This window comes from Rhizobium mulingense, from assembly GCF_029194105.1.
Taxonomy (GTDB): Bacteria; Pseudomonadota; Alphaproteobacteria; order Rhizobiales; family Rhizobiaceae; genus Rhizobium; species Rhizobium mulingense.
In genome coordinates, this window is the sequence record NZ_JARFVE010000004.1 from 470,163 (window position 1) to 490,398 (window position 20,236).

18 protein-coding genes and 1 pseudogene are annotated in these 20,236 nt (G+C 60.6%); 7 read left to right on the plus strand and 12 right to left on the minus strand.

The features are described 5' to 3' along the window. Positions 1–238: 238 nt before the first annotated feature. Entirely contained in the window at positions 239–1,165 is a 927-nt protein-coding gene (locus PYR71_RS11140) for an MYG1 family protein (protein WP_275619383.1), read from the minus strand. Between the two features lie 213 nt (positions 1,166–1,378). Here PYR71_RS11140 and PYR71_RS11145 point away from each other — a divergent pair, with 213 nt between their 5' ends. After that, entirely contained in the window at positions 1,379–2,224 is an 846-nt protein-coding gene (locus PYR71_RS11145; RefSeq protein WP_275619384.1) for a glycosyltransferase family 25 protein, read from the plus strand. Here the strand turns inward: PYR71_RS11145 and PYR71_RS11150 are convergent. Next, on the minus strand, positions 2,151–3,545 hold the full coding sequence (locus PYR71_RS11150; RefSeq protein ID WP_275619385.1) for a HAMP domain-containing sensor histidine kinase: 1,395 nt from the start codon (positions 3,543–3,545) through the stop codon (positions 2,151–2,153). The genes PYR71_RS11145 and PYR71_RS11150 overlap by 74 nt on opposite strands. Then, complete coding sequence (locus tag PYR71_RS11155) at positions 3,532–4,209, minus strand: winged helix-turn-helix domain-containing protein (RefSeq protein WP_183912875.1); 678 nt, start codon at positions 4,207–4,209, stop codon at positions 3,532–3,534. The genes PYR71_RS11150 and PYR71_RS11155 overlap by 14 nt, the downstream gene beginning before the upstream one ends. Positions 4,210–4,507: 298 nt before the next feature. Between PYR71_RS11155 and PYR71_RS11160 the strand changes: the two genes are divergently transcribed. Continuing rightward, positions 4,508–5,569 carry a polysaccharide pyruvyl transferase family protein gene (locus PYR71_RS11160; RefSeq protein WP_275619602.1) on the plus strand — a complete coding sequence of 354 codons (1,062 nt, stop codon included), beginning with the start codon at positions 4,508–4,510 and terminating at the stop codon, positions 5,567–5,569. 115 nt (positions 5,570–5,684) lie between these two features. Continuing rightward, the gene (locus PYR71_RS11165) at positions 5,685–6,986 is read left to right on the plus strand and encodes a Coenzyme F420 hydrogenase/dehydrogenase, beta subunit C-terminal domain (RefSeq protein ID WP_275619386.1); all 1,302 of its coding nucleotides are present in this window, start codon (positions 5,685–5,687) and stop codon (positions 6,984–6,986) included. On the opposite strand, the gene PYR71_RS11170 is transcribed toward PYR71_RS11165, so the two are convergent. Genes PYR71_RS11170 through PYR71_RS11180 form a run of 3 tightly spaced genes read right to left on the minus strand, consistent with a single transcriptional unit; the run spans position 6,960 to position 9,664 of the window. Then, on the minus strand, positions 6,960–7,931 hold the full coding sequence (locus tag PYR71_RS11170; protein WP_275619387.1) for a beta-xylosidase: 972 nt from the start codon (positions 7,929–7,931) through the stop codon (positions 6,960–6,962). The two genes, PYR71_RS11165 and PYR71_RS11170, sit on opposite strands and share 27 nt — an antisense overlap. Positions 7,932–7,964: 33 nt before the next feature. Beyond that, a complete protein-coding gene (locus tag PYR71_RS11175) occupies positions 7,965–8,564 on the minus strand; it encodes a histidine phosphatase family protein (protein WP_275619388.1) in 600 nt (199 codons plus the stop codon). After that, a complete protein-coding gene (locus tag PYR71_RS11180; RefSeq protein WP_275619389.1) occupies positions 8,561–9,664 on the minus strand; it encodes an inositol-3-phosphate synthase in 1,104 nt (367 codons plus the stop codon). The genes PYR71_RS11175 and PYR71_RS11180 overlap by 4 nt, the downstream gene beginning before the upstream one ends. Positions 9,665–9,806: 142 nt before the next feature. Here PYR71_RS11180 and PYR71_RS11185 point away from each other — a divergent pair, with 142 nt between their 5' ends. Next, the gene (locus tag PYR71_RS11185; protein ID WP_275619390.1) at positions 9,807–11,555 is read left to right on the plus strand and encodes a hypothetical protein; all 1,749 of its coding nucleotides are present in this window, start codon (positions 9,807–9,809) and stop codon (positions 11,553–11,555) included. 28 nt (positions 11,556–11,583) lie between these two features. Here the strand turns inward: PYR71_RS11185 and PYR71_RS11190 are convergent, their stop codons facing one another. The 4 genes from PYR71_RS11190 to PYR71_RS11200 all read right to left on the minus strand — a co-directional run bounded on the left by PYR71_RS11190 (position 11,584) and on the right by PYR71_RS11200 (position 14,591). Then, a complete protein-coding gene (locus PYR71_RS11190; RefSeq protein WP_275619391.1) occupies positions 11,584–12,327 on the minus strand; it encodes a TIGR04290 family methyltransferase in 744 nt (247 codons plus the stop codon). A gap of 26 nt (positions 12,328–12,353) precedes the next feature. Next, positions 12,354–12,617 (minus strand): DNA-directed RNA polymerase subunit alpha C-terminal domain-containing protein, encoded by a 264-nt coding sequence (locus PYR71_RS30990; protein WP_409527246.1) that lies wholly within the window; start codon positions 12,615–12,617, stop codon positions 12,354–12,356. 213 nt (positions 12,618–12,830) lie between these two features. After that, on the minus strand, positions 12,831–13,418 hold the full coding sequence (locus PYR71_RS11195) for a class I SAM-dependent methyltransferase (RefSeq protein ID WP_275619392.1): 588 nt from the start codon (positions 13,416–13,418) through the stop codon (positions 12,831–12,833). A gap of 72 nt (positions 13,419–13,490) precedes the next feature. Continuing rightward, entirely contained in the window at positions 13,491–14,591 is a 1,101-nt protein-coding gene (locus PYR71_RS11200; protein ID WP_275619393.1) for a branched-chain amino acid aminotransferase, read from the minus strand. 315 nt (positions 14,592–14,906) lie between these two features. Between PYR71_RS11200 and PYR71_RS11205 the strand changes: the two genes are divergently transcribed. Continuing rightward, complete coding sequence (locus tag PYR71_RS11205) at positions 14,907–16,127, plus strand: aminotransferase-like domain-containing protein (RefSeq protein WP_275619394.1); 1,221 nt, start codon at positions 14,907–14,909, stop codon at positions 16,125–16,127. A gap of 282 nt (positions 16,128–16,409) precedes the next feature. Here PYR71_RS11205 and PYR71_RS11210 read toward each other — a convergent pair whose 3' ends face one another. Together PYR71_RS11210 and PYR71_RS11215 are read right to left on the minus strand one after the other, a co-directional pair. Beyond that, a complete protein-coding gene (locus tag PYR71_RS11210) occupies positions 16,410–17,468 on the minus strand; it encodes an aldo/keto reductase (protein ID WP_275619395.1) in 1,059 nt (352 codons plus the stop codon). A gap of 226 nt (positions 17,469–17,694) precedes the next feature. Beyond that, a complete protein-coding gene (locus PYR71_RS11215) occupies positions 17,695–18,165 on the minus strand; it encodes a MarR family winged helix-turn-helix transcriptional regulator (protein ID WP_275619396.1) in 471 nt (156 codons plus the stop codon). 192 nt (positions 18,166–18,357) lie between these two features. On the opposite strand from PYR71_RS11215, the gene PYR71_RS11220 reads away from it, so the two are divergent. Together PYR71_RS11220 and PYR71_RS11225 are read left to right on the plus strand one after the other, a co-directional pair. Beyond that, positions 18,358–19,125 (plus strand): alpha/beta fold hydrolase, encoded by a 768-nt coding sequence (locus PYR71_RS11220; RefSeq protein WP_275619397.1) that lies wholly within the window; start codon positions 18,358–18,360, stop codon positions 19,123–19,125. A gap of 132 nt (positions 19,126–19,257) precedes the next feature. After that, positions 19,258–20,234, plus strand: a pseudogene (locus PYR71_RS11225) (ABC transporter substrate-binding protein). Positions 20,235–20,236 lie beyond the last annotated feature (2 nt).

Below are 20,236 nucleotides of genomic sequence, written 5' to 3' on the forward strand. Positions count from 1 at the left end.
CGACTTCGCTGATATTGAACGGAAGGCCGGGCTGAAAGCTCGGCCTTTCTTGCTTTGATAGCCCTCATTCTCAACTCGGCGCCATCCTCGGCCTTGTGCCGAGGATCTCCCGCCCTGTCGACCGGAGGCAGATGCTCGGGACAAGCTCGAGCATGACGGAGGGTGGTGGGCCGGCCTGCCAACAATCTCGGCAGGGTTGAAGGCTCCGGCATCTTCTGTTCAACGTCCCTGGCCGCGATCAGACCTTTCCGATAGAAACCGCCTCCTCGACCGCAAGCCCGGCCATGGCGAGGGCTGCCTCGCGGGTCCTGGCAGCGGCGATGAAGCGGCCGTTGTGGCAGAAGCTGGCGCCGGGTACGCCGCAGACGGCCTCCAGTTCGCCATTGGTCAGGCCGGCCCAGGCGGCGGGCAGATCGGCTCTCAGCTCGAAGCCTTCGTCGGCGCGCCGGATGCCGGTCACGCACCAATCCTTCTCGCGCGGGTGGACGACGAAGAGCAGGTGATCGGCGCCTGCCTTCACGATCGCGGGGCGGAAGGGCATGCCCAGCGGCAATTCGAGAACGCGGCCTTCACCGGTATAGCGGATTGCCTGCTGCACGATCGCTTCGGCTCGCAATTTCGCGGCGCTCTGGGCGATCTTTGCCTCGACGAAGCTGCTGGCGATGGCAAGCGCTGCATGGAAAGCGCGGTCGTCTGCCTCGGGGGCGCGGTCATCGAAGACCGGCTTCAGGGTTTCCAGCAGGGCGGGCAGGGTGAGACCGGCGAGCGGTCCGGAGGGGCTGAGCGCGCCATTATCCGTCAGATCGATCGGCAGGACGAAGCTCGCATCGAAGGAAGCATGGAGCTCGGCGATATTCTCTTCGGGAATACCCGCGGCGGCGAGATAATCATGGCCGTAATGCTTCCAGATCAGGCCAAAGGAACTCAAGGGCTGGCCATCGTCCCGCAGCGGCGCGCCGCGCTGATGGTGATCGAAAATCCCAGCTTCGGCGTCATAGGCGCCGCCGACATCATAGATGATGCGGTCTTTCCCCGGCGTGATCCATTCCGGCGCGCGGCTGCGGACAATGCGCGCCTGCGGGAACAGCCGGGTCAGGATGACGCTCGACAGCAATTCGTCGGCATGGAAGCCACCGGAATGGGTGACGAGGAAGTCGGGGATCATGGAAGCCGTGGCCTTGTCGTTTGCGGGAACCGCCTGAGATAGCCGTTGGCGAGCGTCACCTCAACCCATCATTCGCGCCGCAGGGCAGAGCCGGTTGCCCCGGCTCGGCGAAAGACCGGCGTCTTACGAATTTGTATGGTTCGGGCGAAGTGCCTGTGAGTTTTCGGGCGCAGCTTGGAGTCGTCGTCACTATAGAAGTCGAGGCCAGCTCTCATGAACATGCGCGCCGCAACCGCCGCCATCGCCACGGCAGTCCATCCGGTCAGCCTGCGGATCAACACCTATCTCATCAATCTTGACCGGGCGGAGCTTCGCCGGTTTCGCATGGAGCGACTGCTGTCCGAGATCGGCATAGGCTTCGAGCGCGTGGCGGCGGTCGACGGGGTCGGCATCTCCCTGCCGCGCCGCGATTTCGACGGGCAATCCTATCTGCGCCGGCATGGCCGAAAGCCGAATCCTTTCGAGATCGGCTGCTATCTCAGCCATGTCGAGTGCGCGAGAAGGTTCCTCGCCGGCAACGGCGAATTTGCTCTCATTCTCGAAGACGATCTCGATTTCGACGACGACTTCGCCGAGGTGCTCGCCGCCGCGCTCGATCACTGCGAATCCTGGGATATCCTGCGGCTTTCGACGGTGAATTCGGGCCGCAAGCACAGGGTGGAGCCGCTGACGGCATCCCGTTCTCTGGCGATCGCGCTCACCCGCGAGAAGGGCTCGGGCGCTTATCTCATCAATCGCAAGGCTGCCGGCTGGATTGCCGATGGGCTGGTTCCGATGCGGCTGCCCTATGATCTCGCGCTCGATCTGGAATTCGACGAGGGGCTGCGGGCCTGCTTCGTCGATCCGGTTCCGGTCAGCCAGCGGGCCGATCGGCATTCCCAGATACAGGCAGGCCTCTCGACCTACCGCCTTGGCCGCCGCCGGCCTTGGAGCGTCCTGCCGTATCGCGCGGCGGCCGAGGTGCGCCGTTTCGCCGTGCGCTTCGTCAGGCTTGCGGCGCTGCGGATGCGGGGCTGGAAAGAGGAGCCGGCAGCAGCGGGAAGCCTATCGAAACGGTGAGGCCGGGATGGTTGTCGCCCATGGCGATCTCCGCCGAGTGCAGGTCGGCGACCGCCCTGACCAGGCTGAGACCAAGGCCACTTCCTTCAGTCGTCCGGCTCTTATCGAGGCGATAGAGACGCCGGAACACCTTTTCGCGCTCCTCGGCGGGAATGCCCGGCCCGCTGTCGGCGACCGCCAATATGGCGCGATTGTCCTGCCGCCGCAGCGACAGCGTGATCGCCGTCCCGGCGGGGCAGTGATTGATGGCGTTCTCCACCAGATTGGCGATCATCTGCGTCAGCAGATCGCGGTCGCCCCAGACGAGCGCGGAACAGCGCTCAGCGATTGACAGAGAACGGCCGGCGTCTTCGGCAACATCGGTATAGACCTCGGAAATGACGGCCAGCACATCGTCGATATCGGTCGCCTGGAAACGCTCCTTGCGGGCGCCGGCCTCGATCTGCGAAATGCGCAGGAGTGCCGCGAAGGTCGCGTTGATCCGGTCGCTCTCGCTTCTCGCCTCGTCGAGGAGAGCCGAGACGTCGAGCTGCCGGTCGTTCCGCGCCACGGCGGCATCCAGCGTCAGACGCAGCCTGTTGAGAGGCGTCTTGAGATCATGGGCGATATCGGCGCTGACCTGCCGCATGCTCTCGACCAATGTCTGCAGCCGTTCCAGGGCGGCATTGATTTGGATGGCCACCGTATCGAGATCGTCGCCGTTTCCGGTGATCGGAATGCGGGCCTGCAGCGCGCCGTGGGCGACGTCGTTCATGGTGTTGGCAACCCTGTCCAGTCTCGCCTGGGCGCGAAATGCCAGGAAGACGCCGCCGCCGATGGCGGTCGCCACCGCAATCGCGGCAGCCCATTCGAAGCTGACGAGGACGATTCTCAGCATTTCGTCGACATCGTTGAAGTTTTCGGCGACCACCAGGGTATAGGGACCGATCGCCGAAACCTGCATGCGGTAGCGTTCGTGCCCCTTCAGCCCGACGTCTCCCGAGGTTACGGTATAGACGCCGTTCGGGATGCGGGGCGCGGCGAAATTGCCGGCCAGTTTGCGCCCGCCCGCATCCATCAGCGAGTAGAGCCCATCGGAGGTCGATTGGAAGCTCGCATAGTTGTCCAGCGCGTTGATCAGATCTTCGGTATCGTGCGGCTGGTAGGCCGAAGCGATCAGCGAATTCATCTCATGAAGCGATTGTTCCAGATCGCGGTCGAGGCCGGCGCGCAGCATGTGGTACATGATCGCACCGCTGAAGATGAAGGTGGCGACGAAGAGGACGCCGAAGGTGACGGCCAGCCGGAACGGCGTGCTCCGGCGCAGCTTAGCGAGGCGCATGCAGGCTGTATCCGGTGTTGCGGACTGTGTGCAGAAGCTGCGTTTCGAAGGGCTTGTCGACCTTTGCCCTCAGCCGGCTGATATGGGTCTCGACGACGCTGGTCTTCGGGTCGAAGTGAAAATCCCAGACCCGCTCCAGCAGCATCGTCTTGGTGATGACCCGGCCTTCGCCGCGCATCAGCACTTCGAGCAGGGTGAATTCGCGCGGCTGCAACTCGATAATCTGCCCGGCGCGGCGGGCCTCGCGCCGGATGAGATCGAGCTCGAGATCGGCGACCTTCAGGACGGTCTTCTGCTCCTGCACTGGCGGCCGGCGGCCGAGGGCATTCACGCGGGCGAGAAGCTCAGAGAAGGCGAAGGGCTTGACCAGATAGTCATCGCCGCCTGCTTCCAGCCCCTCGACGCGATCGTCCACGCCGCCGATCGAGGTCAGAAACAGCGCCGGCGTGCCGACCTTGGCGGCGCGCAGCGAGCGGACGATCGCAAGACCGTCGAGGCCCGGCAGCATGCGATCGACGACGATGACGTCATAGGCTTCCCGCTGCGCCTGAAAGAGGCTGTCGCGGCCATCGGCGAACACATCGCAGACATGGCCCGCCTCCGAAAAGCCCTTGGAGACGTAATCCGATGTCTTGGCATCGTCCTCGATAAGCAGGATTTTCATCAGCCTGATCGTTCCCGCAGCTGTGGAGGCCAATACCTAACCGACGGGATGCCGCGGCCACAACATACGGATTGGTAAGATTTGGCGCGGCCAGAGGGTCTGCGAGGAGCTGCCGCCAGTCGAACACCGGCTGGGGTGGTGGTCACCTCAATCAGCGATGGCCGCGCTGCCGGCTCTATGGGAATTGCCGCTCAGCAAAACATCTGATCTCGAACTAGGAGGTGCTCTTTCCGTTTATTGGGAACGTAACTTGAGTTGCTCGGTTAGTGGAAAATATTCGATCTACTTCAGGGGCCAAATGTCTAAGGTCGGAATTCTAACCTTTCATCGCTGTATAAACTACGGCTCCTATTGGCAGGCTCGCTGTTTGGCCGAAGGCCTCGCATCCATGGGTGTGGATGCCGTGTTACTGGAACATATGTCCGATCGCGTAAACCGGGCGGAATGGCGATGCGCGTTGCAACCGCTGCTTCCTGCCGCAACGCCGACGGAAGATTACCCGCTCTACAAAGCGAAGATGCGGAAATTCTTTCAATCGTTCGCCAGCTTGCCTCTTTCACCGTCATTTCCGTTGGAGAACCCAGCCGCAATGGACGATTATTCGCTCATAGTCGTCGGCAGCGATGAGGTGTGGAACCTTCGCCATCCCTGGTACGGGGGCTATCCAGTGTTCTATGGAGACGGCCTGCGATGCCGGCGAATTGTCTCCTATGCCGCGACCTTTGGAAGTCTGGCCTCATCGGCGCGACTGGAGGGGTGGGCGGAAAAGCTGCGAAAGTTCTCTCATATCTCGGTCCGGGACCTGCATTCGGAGCGGATCATTCGCGAGACATTGGGACTGGAGCCCGAACTGGTTCTCGACCCGTGCCTGCAATTTCCGCTGACGATGAAGGCGAGCAGGGATGACGGGGAGGCGGCAGCCTATATAGCCGTCTACGGGCACAGTTTTCCCACATGGTTTCAGGATACCGTGCGCCGATGGGCAGGAAACCGGGACTATCCGCTTGTCAGCATCGGCTATCGGAACGACTGGGCCGACGAGCAATGGATTGATGCCGGCCCGGAGGACTTCGCCAGCTTCATTTCCGAAGCAAAGGCTGTCGTGACGAACTTTTTCCATGGATGCGTGTTCTCGCTTGTCAACGAGAAGCCGTTTGCATGTGTCTTCTCCGATTACCGCTCCAACAAGATTCGCGACCTGATGCGGCTCGTCCGAGCTGAACATCATGTTCTGACCGAAGATACGGCCCTCTCGAATCTGGATGTTATCCTCGGCAACCCGCTCCCTCCGGGTATTTCGCAGCGGATATCTTCGCTGCGCGATACATCCAACGCCTATCTCAGCCATGCCTTGCAATAGCTCCGGTCAACAGAATCGGCTCACGCCGGGCATCGCTCCCACCGATATTGCAGGCTCCGGTTTCTGCATCGGCTGCGGCTCCTGTGTCGCAAGGTCAGCGAGACCTGATGTGCACATGGAACTCGATCGGTACGGGCAGATGAAGCCGACCGGTCCGAAGACTTGGTTGCGGGGCCGCGATAAGGAGTTTGCCCGAATCTGCCCGTTTTCGCCGGTGGCTCGGGACGAGGACGAATTGGCGGCCGAGTATTTCTCCCGTGCGAAAAACCGAGACCCTCTTTTGGGGCGCTACGAAGCTGCTTTTGTCGGCCATGTCGAGGAAGGCGAATATCGTTCGAACGGCAGCTCCGGCGGCATGGTCACCTGGGTGGCGGCTGAACTGCTGCGCCTGGGGCTTGTCGACGGTGTCGCTCACGTCAAGGAGAGCGATGATCGGCGATCGGAAGGGCGCCTGTTTCACTACTCGCTGTCACGAAATCTGCAGGAACTTCAGGCGGGCGCCAAATCTCGGTATTATCCGATCGAGCTTTCCGGAGTGCTTCAGACCATGCGCGAGGCGCCCGGCCGGTATGCCGTGGTTGGCATTCCCTGTTTCATCAAGGCGGTGCGCCTGGCTTGTGCCGATGACCCAATATTGAAGGAGCGAATTGCCTTCACGCTTGGGTTGTTTTGCGGCCATATGAAAAGCGCACGCATGGCCGAGAGCTTCGCATGGCAGATGGGGCAGGACATCGGGAAGGTTAAACGGCTCGACTACAGGAAGAAAGCCCAGGATCGGCCTGCGAACTGGTATCGGGCTGAGCTGACACTCGAAAACGGAGAGACGTGTGCCCAGGACTGGTGGCATCTGGTCGATGGGGACTGGGGTGCCGGCTTTTTTCAGAACTCCGCCTGCAATTTCTGCGATGACGTCGTTGCAGAAACGGCGGATATCGCTTTCGGCGATGCCTGGAAGGAGCCCTACTCCTCTGATGGAAGAGGAACGAACGTTGTGATCGTCCGCTCAACAGTACTTCTGGATGCGATCCATGCGGGGATCGGTCAGAAGAGGATCGTACTCTCTCATGTCAATTCCGACTTTGTCGTAGCCGCCCAGGCCGCCGGATTCCGCCAGCGTCGCGAGGGTCTCGCATTCCGGCTGACCTGGCCTCGTATGGGCATGCGCCCGCGAAAACGCGTCCGTGCCTGCCGCCAGGGCCTGTCTCGTCAGCGCATGGCGGTTTATATCATGCGCTATTGGATCAGCTTCTGGAGTCATCGCGTCTTTTCAATGGCCGTTTTCTTGCGTAGCCCCAGACTTTACATTGTGTGGGCTCGTGCTGCCTTGGCATGCTATCAGGGGGTCGCTTATTCCCGAGGACCGATCGGGCGGATAGCCCAGAGCCTGGGTTTAGCCGGCTCCGAGGGACGCACGTGATTCAAGCCCCAGTAGCCGGGCTGACTTGGCACCGCGTGACACATATCCGCTGTTTTGTCGCGGTGCGTAACGTTCGACCATTTCTTCGCAGAACCCGGCGAATTCTTCGGGCACCAGGGGCGCGCTGGTATGGTGCGGCGCGATGCCTCTATGCTCCGGCGTGAAGCAGAATGTCACCGTTACGTCGAAATCTTCGAGGGCCTGCATCTGTCGGTCGAACCAATCGAGGGCATTGGGCCGGAATCGGTCCGCCCAGGAAAGCCCGGTGCGCACAGATTTCACGCCCAGCCGCCTCATCCAGGCAGCAGCCTCATCCAGCCGCGGGTCTTCGAAGTGGAACCATTGCACCAGCCCCAAATCCGGAGTGTGCTTGGCAAACTCCTCAAGCGCCGGTTTTGGCGTTCCGTCTTCGCGCAGAATGCCCATATAGTAGTGCCGATAGTAGGAGGAGCCTTCGGCTTCGCGATGACGCGTTGTTGCCTCCCATGATCGGGGAAGGTCGTAGAGGCTGTACCATTGGCAGCGCTCGACTTTACCCTTGAGCAATTCGGCAGTTCGTTGCAAACCCCACAACTGCACTTCCTCCGCACCGAAGGTCGAGACACCCACTTCGCTGACCCAGATCGGCAGATCGGTGACAGCGCGTATTTCGTTGATCTTCTCCGGCCACTCATGAATTTGCCAGAGGTTCCAGTCGAGCGGGAAACCATGCAACGCGACCGCGTCGAGGTGATCGAGCACGCCGTAATTCTTCATGCGGCTGATGAAGAAGGGGTCGATTGGCGATATACCGCCGAGCACCTTCGTCAGTTCCGGATTCTTGGCTGCGATGGCGTCGGCAGCGAGGATCGCCATTTGCGCAAACAGGCTCCATTCAGGATCGATCTCAGGATCCCAGTGCGATTTGTTGTTCGGCTCGTTCCAGATCATTGCAGCTTCGATCATCTGACTTCCCCGTGGCAGGAATTAACGGACGGGCTAAAAGATCACTTCGTTGAGCGTCATCACTTTTGCACCCCAGTCGCCAATCACAACCGTCGTGACGGAGGCAGGCGCAATATCAAATCTAGGCCAAGCATCGATCGGCAGTCCCAGAACATGACTCACAGCCGCCTTAATGACATCGGCATGAGACACCAGGGCTATCCGCCGATCGTTACCGCCGCTGGCCAAAGTCTCCATAAGGCCGAAAATCCGAGTTTGGACGTCCAGCATTGTCTCGCCTCCCGGCGTGCGGGTGAGGCTGCGTGTGGTGTTCCAGCGGCGCCAGCGGGGATCGTCATTGAGAACTTCGAACGTCTTACCGGACCAGTCGCCGAAGTTCACCTCGTCCAAAGCCGCGTCTGTTTGCGGCAGAGCCAGACCGCAGGCTGATGCGATACCTTCTGCCGTCTCCAGTGTTCGTTCGCGCGGGCTGGTGTAGATTGCATCGATGTCCCCGCGGCGCAGCCTCTGCCCAAGACGCTGAACTTGCGCGCGACCGGCTTCGCCAAGCGTAATGCCAGCTGTACGGCCCGCCAGAAAATTCCCGACATTGTCGTGCGCGGCGTGGCGGACAAGGAAGTACGTTGCCGTCATTCCGCGGCTCCGCGCAGAACATCTTCCTGGTCATCGATGAAATTCTGCGTTCGACGGCGGGCCTCGTGATCGGTGAATTGTTGCGGCGGCGATTTCATGAAATAGCTTGACGGCCCTGTCAGGGCTCCGCCCAAGCCTCGGTCGAGGGCCAGTTTCGCGCAGCGTATTGCATCGATGACCACACCGGCGGAATTGGGGGAGTCCCACACCTCAAGCTTGAGCTCTGCATTGAGCGGCACGCCTCCGAAAGTCGTGCCCTCGAGACGAATATAGGCCCATTTCCGATCGGTGAGCCACGGGACGTGGTCACTTGGCCCGACATGGACATCGTCTGGAGGAAGCGGAATATCCAATTGGCTGGTGACCGACTGGGTCTTGGAGATTTTCTTTGATTCCAGCCGCTCGCGCTCCAGCATATTGAGAAAATCGGTGTTTCCGCCAAAATTGAGCTGATAGGTGCGATCCACATGGACGCCCCGTTCGCGGAAAAGATTGACGAGCATTCTGTGGACGATCGTTGCCCCCACCTGGCTTTTGATATCGTCGCCGATGAGCGGCAGCTTTCGGGAAGCGAACTTCTGCTGCCAATCCGGTTTGGAGGCAATGAATACCGGAATGCAGTTGATAAAGGCGCAACCTGCCGCCAGCGCCTGCTCGGCATACCATTTCGTTGCTTCTTCCGAGCCGACGGGAAGATAGGAAACCAGCACTTCCGTCCGGGTTTGCCTAAGGATTTCCGCCACATCAACGGAAGGCGCCGTGGATTCCTCGATTCGATCTCGAAGGTACTTGCCTATCCCATCCATCGTCCGGCCGCGTTTCACCTCGACCCCAGTCGGAGCGACATCTGCGAAACGTTGGGTGTTGTTTGGCTCGGCGTAAATCGCTTCCGCGACATCACGCCCAACCTTTGAAGCCGCGACATCGAAGGCAGAAGATATCTCAATATCGTGGACGTGGTATCCACCGAGATCGATGTGCATCAGGCCTGGAACCGGCTCGTTTTCCCGGGCGTTCTTATAGTAGGTAACTCCTTGCACCAATGACGAGGCGCAATTGCCAACTCCCACCAGTCCAACGCGAATGGATTTAGAACGCATGGCTCCCTCCAGGGGCTGCTTGCTGCGGCATCTACAAAGCTAACAAGCGGGAACCGCAGGGGTTCCCGGGTTTTCGAATTTTTCGATCACGTCTGACGATCTCCAATTCGAGCAGGAATTGCGGTAAGGAAGGAGAACCCGAATGCTTGTCTATGGTGATGTCGAGCACATCGAGAGCGCGGCAGCAGTGCGCGCATCCATTTCAAGACTGATGATGGCCTGCGCCGAAATGGAGCCAAGCCGTGAGCGCCACGAAACCCTGGTTCGAGCCTTCATCCTGACTGGAGAACTAGTCCAGGGATTAGCCGATCAGGAATTCGCAAGCAAAGGCGCGGACGATCTGTCCGAGCTTCAGGACGCAGGCGCGAAATTTCTGCTCATGCAATCACGCGCGATCATGCACTCTTGGCGAAATGGATTTGCCGGGATTTTGTCCTTCCAGGAGGATTGGGCAGCCAAACTCGAGTCTCTAGACAGCGCCGATCCGGTGCGGATGAAGCGTGCAGAGGGCTACGCCTTTTATGCCTTGTATCCCGAGAGCTATATCGAGGCGGCTTCGATCTCAAATCTAACGCCTAAAACGGTCGTCATAGGCATACGCAGCATCGGGACCGGCCTCGCGGCTCTGGTTTCCGCAGCCTTGGGTGCCGAGCCTGCCTATTCGGTACGGCCAACGGGTCACCCCTTCGAGCGGCAGCTACAGGTCACAGCGGCTCTTTCCAGGCGCATTCTTGCGGATCCTGAAACCGATTTTGCCATCGTCGATGAAGGACCAGGGCTGTCGGGGAGTTCATTCGGCTGCGTCGGGGACTGGCTGCAGGCTAACGGTGTGGCATCTGGTCGGCTTCATTTCTTCCCGAGCCACGCAGGTGAACCAGGCCCGCATGCAAGCGAGCCACACCGGACCCGTTGGCGAGACCGGCCACGGCATGTTGTCAGCTTCGACGATTTTACCAGCGAGGCCGAGGACCCAAGACATCGTCTGCATACATGGGCGGCCGACGTTGTCGGAGTGGCGAGATCCTCTTGGCGGGACCTGTCAGGCGGCGCATGGCGTTCTGTTCGCTATCGCGATCCGTCAGCTTGGCCGCCGAGCTTTATGCAGATGGAAAAACGCAAATTCCTGATGGAAGCCGAAGGCGGGGCATGGCATGTCAAGTTTGCCGGCCTTTGCGGCAGCGACGTGGAGAAGGCAAGACGAGGCTCGTTGCTGAGCGAAGCTGGCTTCATTCCCAAGATTGCCGGCACGTGTTACGGCTTTATCGTCGAGGAATGGCTGGAGGGAGTACCCCTCGTCAATAGCGGTCCAACCCGGCACCACATCGTGGATCACCTCGGACGTTACCTCGGTTTTCGTGCCCGTCACCTCCCGGCACTAAACGGCGGCGCGTCGATACAGACACTTTCCGAAATGGCTGTTTTCAATGTCGCGGAAGCGGCAGGACCGGATACAGCAGCGAAATTGAGGCGCGTGATAGACACGCCCGACCGCCTGTCTGGACGATTGCGACGTGTCAATACGGACAACCGGCTTCACCCATGGGAATGGCTGACTACCACGGCCGGGCGCATCATGAAGACGGATGCGCTCGACCACAATGCGGCCCACGATCTGATTGGGTGTCAGGACATCGCCTGGGACGTCGCGGGTGCATGTGTGGAATTTCAACTCTCGAGCAAGGAGCGCGAGCATCTCGCCAATCTCGTCGGTCGAGAAGCGGATTGTGATTTGCGCGACGATGTACTCAGGTTTTTCGAGGCATGTTATCTTGGTTTCCAGATCGGTCTATGGTCGCAGGCGAAAGCCAGCGCCGATTGCGCCGAGACGGAGCGCATCGGAAGCACCGTAAAGCGTTACCTGGACCGCTTGGCGGAATTGGTTGGACCCTGACTGCGGAAGTGGGTGGAGGGAAATTTGATCAGCCAAGCATCGGGGGTGCTTCCGCCATCGGGTGGCGGGTTCCACGTTCCACCAGATAAACTTCGCGTTCGGGATTGGCACGAATGACAAACCCGGCGCTTCTCAGCATCGCTTCGACGGCCGCCTTGTTCGGAATGAACCAGTTGGTGGGATCGCCAGCGTACCGCTCTTCCACGAAATAAACCTTGGGAAAGCCGCGCTGCTCAAAAATCGCCGCGTCGAAGAAGTCGTAATTTTCGCTGAGCTCGGCGACTTCCTCTTCCCCCCGCTGCATGCATTGAAACAGCATATTTTCGCCGACGACATGCTCATGCAGAAGGTCGAGCGCCAGTAGCGGATGCCGCAGGTGATAAAGAACACCCATGAAAAGGACCAGATCAAATCTCTCCTTCAGTTTTTCCACCTCGTAGACCGACATCAGCTTGAATTCGATATCCTCACCTATCTGTCTGGCTGCGAACTCGGCTTGCCTGAGATAACGGGGGTCAGAGTCGATTCCGACGACCCGCCCGGCCTTTCTTCTTTTCATTTCAAGCGAGTAGAACCCAGCGTTGCAGCCGATGTCCAGCACGCTGCAGCCGCGGAGATCTTCAGGCACCACCTGCTGAAAGTGGGCCCATTTGAAGGACGGATAGTCGCCAAGGAAATGATCCGGCGCGGTTTGAACGCCGTTAATTCGCAGATTGTGAAACCATGGCCCCAGGGCTGCGATGTCGCTTTCCAGACGAGCCTTCTCGTTCATTCCCTACTCCAATCCGCAAGCGTCGGTCATTGTTTCGAACGCGTCGCCGAGATGTGTGCTCGGTTACGTTTGAATTTTCTGATCGCCGACCGTATCTGCTCGACGGATCTGGGGCCAATCCCGGGGAGCTGGAGGAGGTCGGCATTCTTCATGTCTGCCAATTGGCTCATCCGATGGATTCCACTTCTGGCGAGAGAACGGGCGATCCATCCAGGGAGACAGGTGGTCAGCAAGAGATCTTCGGTATCTCCCCCACCAATCTTCGTCCGCTTTTGAGATACCTGCGGCATGTTCAGCTTAGCCGGCTTCGTCAGATTGTGATCGAACCCTCTCGATGGTTTTCTGTTCCCGTTGAAGAAAAAAATCGGAAACGACCGCTGCCGCAGTCGACAATAGAAATAATTCTGTCACGGATCGAATCCTTTGTCCGCGAAGTGCTTCGCGTGACCGGACGATGCGCGCTTCGCGGTTTGGCAGCCTATGGGCCGAACTGAGCGCGACCTTTATCGTTGCGCACTGACGATCAGCCAGCGCGTTGGCTTGCCGTCATATCCCGTGCCTTCGCTTTCCTCGATGGCGAGGTTACGCCAGCCGCCCGCCGACAGAAGCGCCGACAGCCAATCGGCGGAGGGGTAGTTGTAGTAGCGCCCGAAACCGTCATGACCTTCGGCTTCTCCCGCCTTGAAGCTTGCGTGGAGGATGCCGTCGGTTCTCAGCGCATTATGGATACGGGCGAAGACGTCGGCGAGCCCGGATCTCGGAACATGGAGCAGGCTCGCATGCGCCCAGACGCCGCCGTAGGCGTTTTCGGCGTCGAGCTGCTGGAACAGCATGACCCTGACAGGCCTGCCGATCAGCATCTCCGCCTGTCTTGCAAGCTCGGGGGAGCCGTCGGTCGGTGTCACGTCGAAGCCTTGCGACAACATGTAGGCGCTATCCTGCCCGCCGCCGCAGCCGAGTTCGAGGATTGCGGCACCTGGTGCAAGCCGCGCGAGGAAGGCATCGAGCTGTTGCTTTGGCAGGCTGCGCGCCCGGCTTGCATAAGCCTCGGCGTTTTCGTCGTAGAAGGTGGAGGTGCTGTCACTGTGCATGCGGAGCGGCCGATCCGAAAGTCGGTTTGATTGAAGGTGGCTTTCCGAAGGCGGGTCGGCGCACGACCGAGTTCAGACTGGGATGAGGCGCGTCCAACCGTGCTCATCGTTCGTTACGCCCTTCTGCAGACTGACGAGCTGCTGGCGCAGTTCGCTGGTCAGCTTGCCGGTCTGTCCGTCACCGACCAGAAACTCACCGCCGGCATGTCGGACCAGGCCGATGCCCGCCAGGACTGCGGCAGTGCCGCAAGCGAACGCTTCGGCGAGCCTGCCACTGGCAGCGTCGTCTTGCCATTCCGTAAACGAGTAGGGGCGCTGCTCGACCCGCAAGCCTCTTTCTTCGGCGAGCACGATCACGGAAGCCCGGGTGATGCCAGGCAGGATCGTGCCGCCAAGCGGTGGGGTCACCACCGATCCATCGTTCATCACGAAGAAGACGTTCATGCCGCCGAGTTCTTCGACCCAGCGATGCTCTGCGGCATCAAGGAAGACGACCTGATCGCAACCCTTCTTCGTCGCCTCGGCTTGCGCCACGAGGCTGGCTGCGTAGTTTCCGCCGCATTTTGCAGCACCGGTGCCGCCGCTGGCTGCACGGGTGTATTCGGTCTCGACCCAAAGAGAGACGGGCTTAGCGCCGCCCTTGAAATAGGCGCCGACCGGAGAGGCAATGATGCAAAAGACATATTCCTGCGCCGGACGAACGCCGAGAAACGCCTCGTTGGCGAACATGAAGGGGCGCAGGTAGAGGCTGGCGTCGCCTGAGGGTATCCAGGCCTTGTCGACACGGACCAGCTCTTCGACCGCCTTCAGGAAGAGTTCTTCCGGCACGGGAGGCATTGCCATGCGGGTCGCCGACTGCGCGAAGCGGCGTGCGTTCTCTTCAGGCCGAAAGAGCAGAATTCGGCCATCGTCCGCCTTGTAGGCTTTCATGCCCTCGAAGATTTCCTGCGCGTAGTGCAGCACGGCGCTCGCCGGATCGAGCTCCAAGGGCCGCCTGGGCGTAACCTTCGCGTCGTGCCAGCCCTTGTCGGCAGTCCATCGTGCCAAGACCATGTGATCCGTGAAGAGCTTGCCGAAGCCGGGCGTCTCCAGCGCCTGGATACGTTCGGCGTCCGGGACGGGAGATTTGTGGAGTTCGATTTTGATTTCAGGAGAGGCCGACGTCACGGTCATTGCTGCACCTTGATAGTAAATTGAAGAGTGGCGGCGACACTACCGCCGCCGAGCCGGTCTTGGAAAGATCTGAATCAGCCGGTTTCGGCTTTGACCGGAGGAATAATCGCTTGATGTGGCTGCTGTCGAGCGGCAAATCCGGGACCGAGCGGCTTCGATGTCGGATGGCGCCAATATTAAGGAATATCCGGAACATCCAAAGCTCTGGAATATAAGATCTCCGACATGTCACCATGACAAGAAAATAGGTCAGCATTATTGACATAATTTCCATCGCATGGTTTGTCGGGGATCTAGAAAATATGAGGAAACCCCATGCTGAACTGGGACACCATGTTCGCATCGCGCTCGTCGCGCATGCGCGCATCCGAAATCCGCGAGCTCCTGAAGCTTCTCGACCGGCCCGACATCATCTCCTTTGCCGGCGGCATTCCGGATCCGGCGCTGTTTCCGGATCAGGAATTCAAGCAGGCCTACGCCGACATCTTTGCCGGTCCTGCCGTCAATTCGGCGCTGCAATATTCGGTCAGCGAAGGCTACAAGCCATTGCGCGAATGGCTGGCCAAGCAGGTGGCGGCCCTCGGCATTCCCTGCGAACTCGACAATGTCTTCATCGTCTCCGGCTCGCAGCAGGGGCTCGATTATCTCGGCAAGCTGTTCCTGTCTGCGAACGACACCGCGCTGGTGACCTGGCCGACCTATCTCGGAGCGCTGCAGGCCTTCAACGCTTATGAGCCGGCCTATGACCAGCTGACGCCAGGCGGCAACCGGACGCCGGAATCCTATCGCGCGGCGGCAGCCGCCGCCGGCGGCAGGGTGAGCTTTGCCTATCTCTCCGCCGATTTCTCCAATCCGACCGGTGAAACGGTCGATCTCGCCGGCCGCAAGCGGGTGCTGGCGCTTGCCGAAGAACTCGATATCGCCGTCATCGAGGACGCCGCCTATCAGTCGCTGCGCTACGACGGCGAACCGATCCCGCCGATCCTGGCGCTGGAGATTGCCGAGAAGGGCCATATCAACGACACGCGCACGATCTATTGCGGCAGCTTCTCCAAGACGCTGGCGCCCGGCCTGCGCGTCGGCTTCGTCGTCGCCAATGCGCCGGTTATCCGCAAGCTGGTGCTGATGAAGCAGGCGGCCGACCTGCATTCCTCGACGATCAACCAGATCGCGATCAGCCATGTTGCCGAGCGTGGATTTGATGCGCAGGTTGCCAAGATCAAGGCCGCCTACAGCCATCGGCGCAACTGCATGCTGGTGGCGCTTGAGAAATATATGCCCAAGGGCACCAGCTGGACGAAGCCGGAAGGCGGCATGTTCATCTGGATCACGTTGCCGGAGGGCATGGATGGCGCCAAGCTCCTGGGGAAATCGCTCGAAACCGCCAAGGTCGCCTTCGTGCCCGGCAAGGCCTTCTTCGCCGACGGCTCCGGCGCCAACACCTTCCGCCTCAGTTTCTCGTGCGCCAACGAGCAGATGATCGAGGATGGGATCGGCCGCTTGGGCAAGCTGATCGCTGACGAGATCGGCGGGTGAGCTGGAGCAGGTGAGGGAAGGGGTGAGAGTTAGCCACATCCCCCTTCTCCCCCACGGTGAGAAGATGCCGGCAGGCAGATGAGGGCTGAAGACGAGAGGAGCGAGTGCGCTGAGCGTAAGCGAAGTGCAATGAACGTCGTGCCCGCAGCCCCTTTATCCGACCCCTCGGGCCACTTCTCCCCGCTGGGGAGAGGACAGGAGCAAGCCGCTTGCTCCCGTTTTCACAACAGAAGAAGACGAGACATTGCCACGATTGCGCTTCTCCCCCAGCGAGTCCGCTTTCTATTGCTGGAGGTGCGGACCGAAGAGCTCAAGGTCGGCTTCGCCCAGCCGGTCGCTTGCCGTGTTCAACTGGTGCCAATAGGGATAGAGAACCGGCGGCAGGCTGACGGCGTCCAGGCGTTTGCGCTCGTCATCGGCGAGCTTCAGATCGGCAGCGGCGATGTTGTCGCGGAACTGGGCCTCGGTGCGCCCGCCGATGATGACGGAAGTCACCGCCTTGCGGCCGATGAGCCAGGCGAGCGCCACCTGAGCGGCCGAGAAGCCGCGCTCTTCACCGATCGCGACCAGCGTCTCGACGATGTTCCAGAGGCGGTTTTCGTCGCGGATCGGCGGCTCGGTCCAGCCGGCGAACTGGCGCGTGCCCTCGGGTGCTGCCTGGTTGCGGCGGTGCTTGCCGGAGAGCAGGCCGCCGGCCAGCGGGCTCCAGACCAGCACGCCGAGGCCCTGGTCGATCGAGATCGGCAGCAGCTCGTACTCGGCGTCGCGGGATTCGAGCGTATAGTGGATCTGCTGACTGACGAAGCGCTGGTAGCGGTGCTCGTTGGCGATGCCGAGTGCCTTCATGATATGCCAGCCCGAATAGTTTGAGCAGCCGACGTAACGGACCTTGCCTTGCTTGATCAGCGTGTCGAGCGCTTCCATCGTCTCTTCGAGCGGCGTCTGGCCGTCCCATTCATGCACCTGGTAGAGATCGATGACATCAGTCTTCAGGCGCTTCAGGCTTGCCTCGCATTCGCGGATCAAGTGGTAGCGCGAGAGGCCGCGGTCGTTCGGGCCGTCGCCCATGCCGAAGCGGGCCTTGGTGGCGAGCAGCACGCCCTGCGGCCGCTTGCCGGCGAGCGCTTCGCCGATGATGTTTTCGCATTCGCCTGATGAATAGACGTTGGCGGTGTCGATCAGGTTGACGCCGGCATCGATGCACATATCCATCATCTTCTTCGCCTCGGAGACGCCGAGATCGCCAACCATCTTCGCCCAGCCGACGCCGCCGAAGGTCATCGTGCCCATGGTCAAAGTCGAGATTTTCAGGCCGGAGCGGCCGAGCAGACGATATTCCATTGAAACTCCTCCTTCATCAAAACAGGATTGACGCACCTCAGCGCGGCCGAATGGCAATGGCGGCGCGTCCTGCGTGAGGCTCAGGCAAGACAGCGAGCGCCGGCATCTTCGCGCCGCGTGGCGGTGATGACCGATCGCGCGCGGCGGCAGCAGAGGGATCGTACAACATGCCACCGGCTTGTCGAAGAAAATCGTTTGGTGCAGCGACGCAGTGTGCCTGCCAGGGTCAGGCCTCGTCCTTATCCCTGTTGTGAATGGTGTCGCGGATCGAAGCGACCGTGTCCCGAATCTTGCCGACAGTCTCGGCGTCGAGGCCGACGGCTTTGCCGATGCAGTCGTACACGTGGGTGGCGCGGCTTTTCAGCGTCTGTCCCTCTTGCGTCAGGCGCAGCAGCACCTGGCGTTCGTCGGCGGGATTTCGGTTGCGGGTGACGAGGCCGACATTTTCCAGCCGCTTCAGCAGCGGGGTGAGGGTGCTGGAATCGAGGAAAAGCGTCTCGCCGAGATCTTTCACCGTGCGGTCTTCACGCGCCCACAAGGCGGTCATGACGAGGAATTGCGGATAGGTGAGATCCAATTGGTCGAGCAGGGGACGGTAAAGCTGGTTGAAGGCGTGGCCGGCCGAATAGATTGAAAAGCAAAGCATTTCATTGATCTGGGGCACGGCGGCGAGATCATTCGGTGTGGTGTTTTTCATCACGCTCTCCTTCGGCTTCAATATAATTTGTGCGCGATCTGTTTGCAAGCTATTGACGCGCCAGAAGAGATGGATTAGATAGATCGTGTACAAATAAATCGCTTACAAATTAAATGACGAATTTAAGAGCCGAAAAGCACGTCAACCCCGCTTCGGCTCCTCCGACACTCAACCGACGAAAGGAAATGACCAATGTTCAAGTTTGCTGTTGCCGTCGCCCTGGCGTGCGCTCTGTTCTCCGGTGCTGCCGTTGCCCAGCCGGCCAAGCCGACCGTCGTCCTCGTCCATGGCGCCTTTGCCGATTCATCCAGCTGGAACGGCGTCGTCGAAATCCTGCGCAAGGACGGCTTTCCGGTCGTGGCTGCCGCCAATCCGCTGCGCAGCGTTGCCAATGATGCTGCCTATGTCTCCGACGTCGTCGGCAGCATCGCCGGCCCCGTGGTTCTCGTCGGCCATTCCTATGGCGGCCAGGTCATTTCGACCGCGGCCAACGGCCACGACAACGTCAAGTCGCTGGTCTATGTCGCGGCCTTCGCCCCTGATGCAGGAGAATCGGTTGCCGATCTCGCCGGCAAGTTTCCGGGCGGCACGCTGAGCGGGGCGCTGGCGGCCCCGGTGAAACTCAGCGGCGGCGGTGTCGATCTCTATATCGACCAGGCGAAGTTCCATGATCAGTTCGCCAGCGACGTGCCGTCCGAACAGGCGGCCCTGATGGCGGCTGGCCAACGCCCGGTCACCGAGGCCGCCCTGATTGACAAATCCGGCGCGCCCGCCTGGAAGAAGCTGCCGTCGTGGTTTGTCTACGGCACCGGCGACAAGAATATCCCGGCCGCAGCCCTTGGCTTCATGGCCGAGCGGGCAGGGTCCAAGCGGACAGTCGTCGTCGATGGCGCCTCCCATGTCGTGATGGTTTCGCATCCTGATAAGGTTGCCGAACTGATCGAAGAGGCTGCGAAGTAGCGTTTTCTGACGGGCCGCGGCGCGCAAGTGCCGCGGCCCGAATGCCGGCAAGCGGAGCCTGCCGCCGCCTGTCACATCGCTGTCAACGACCCCTAATAAGGGAGGGTCAACGCAATCCCGAGGACCCCTCCCATGAAAACGATCGTTTCCGCCGCAGCCCTTCTCGCCACGAGCCTTTTTGCCATTCCGGCTTCGGCCGCCAACCTCGTTCTCTATACCAGCCAGCCGAACGAAGACGCGCAGGCGACGGTCGATGGCTTCATGGCCGCCAATCCCGATATCAAGGTCGACTGGGTGCGCGACGGCACGCCGAAGATAATGGCCAAGCTGCAGGCCGAGATCCAGGCCGGCAACCCGGTCGCCGACGTTCTCCTGATCGCCGACATGGTGACGCTGGAGCGCCTGAAGGCAGAGGGCAAGCTGCTTGCCTACAAGTCGCCGGAAGCCGCCCAGTACGACGCTACGCTCTATGACGCCGACGGCTACTATTACTCGACCAAGCTGATCACCACGGGCATCATGTACAACACCTCGGCCGGCATGAAGCCGGCGAGCTGGAAGGATCTGACCAAGCCGGAAGCCAAGGGCCTCGTCACCATGCCGAGCCCGCTTGCTTCGGGTGCCGCACTCATCCATGCCCAGACGCTTGCGGCCGTTCCCGGCCTCGGCTGGGACTTCTACAAGTCGCTCGCCGAAAACGGCGCGATCGCCGCCGGCGGCAATGGCGCCGTCCTGAAGTCTGTCGCCTCGGGCGAGAAGGCTTAGGCATGGTCGTCGACTACCTGCCGATCCGCGAAAAGGCCAAGGGAGCCCCGGTCGAATTCGTCTTCCCGAGCGAAGGCGTTTCCGCCGTCACCGAGCCGGTCGGCATTCTCGCCAGCAGCAAGAATGCCGAGGCCGCCAAGAAGTTCGTCGATTACGTGCTCTCCGAAAAGGGCCAGGAAGGCTTCCTCAAGCTCGGCTATATCCCGGCCCGCAACGGCATGACGGTGCCGGAAGGCTTCCCGGCGCGCGACACGATCAAGCTCCTGCCGGTCAATGCCGCAGAAGCGCTGAAGAATACCGACCAGGACCTGAAGACCTTCTCGGGCATCTACGGCTCGAACTGATC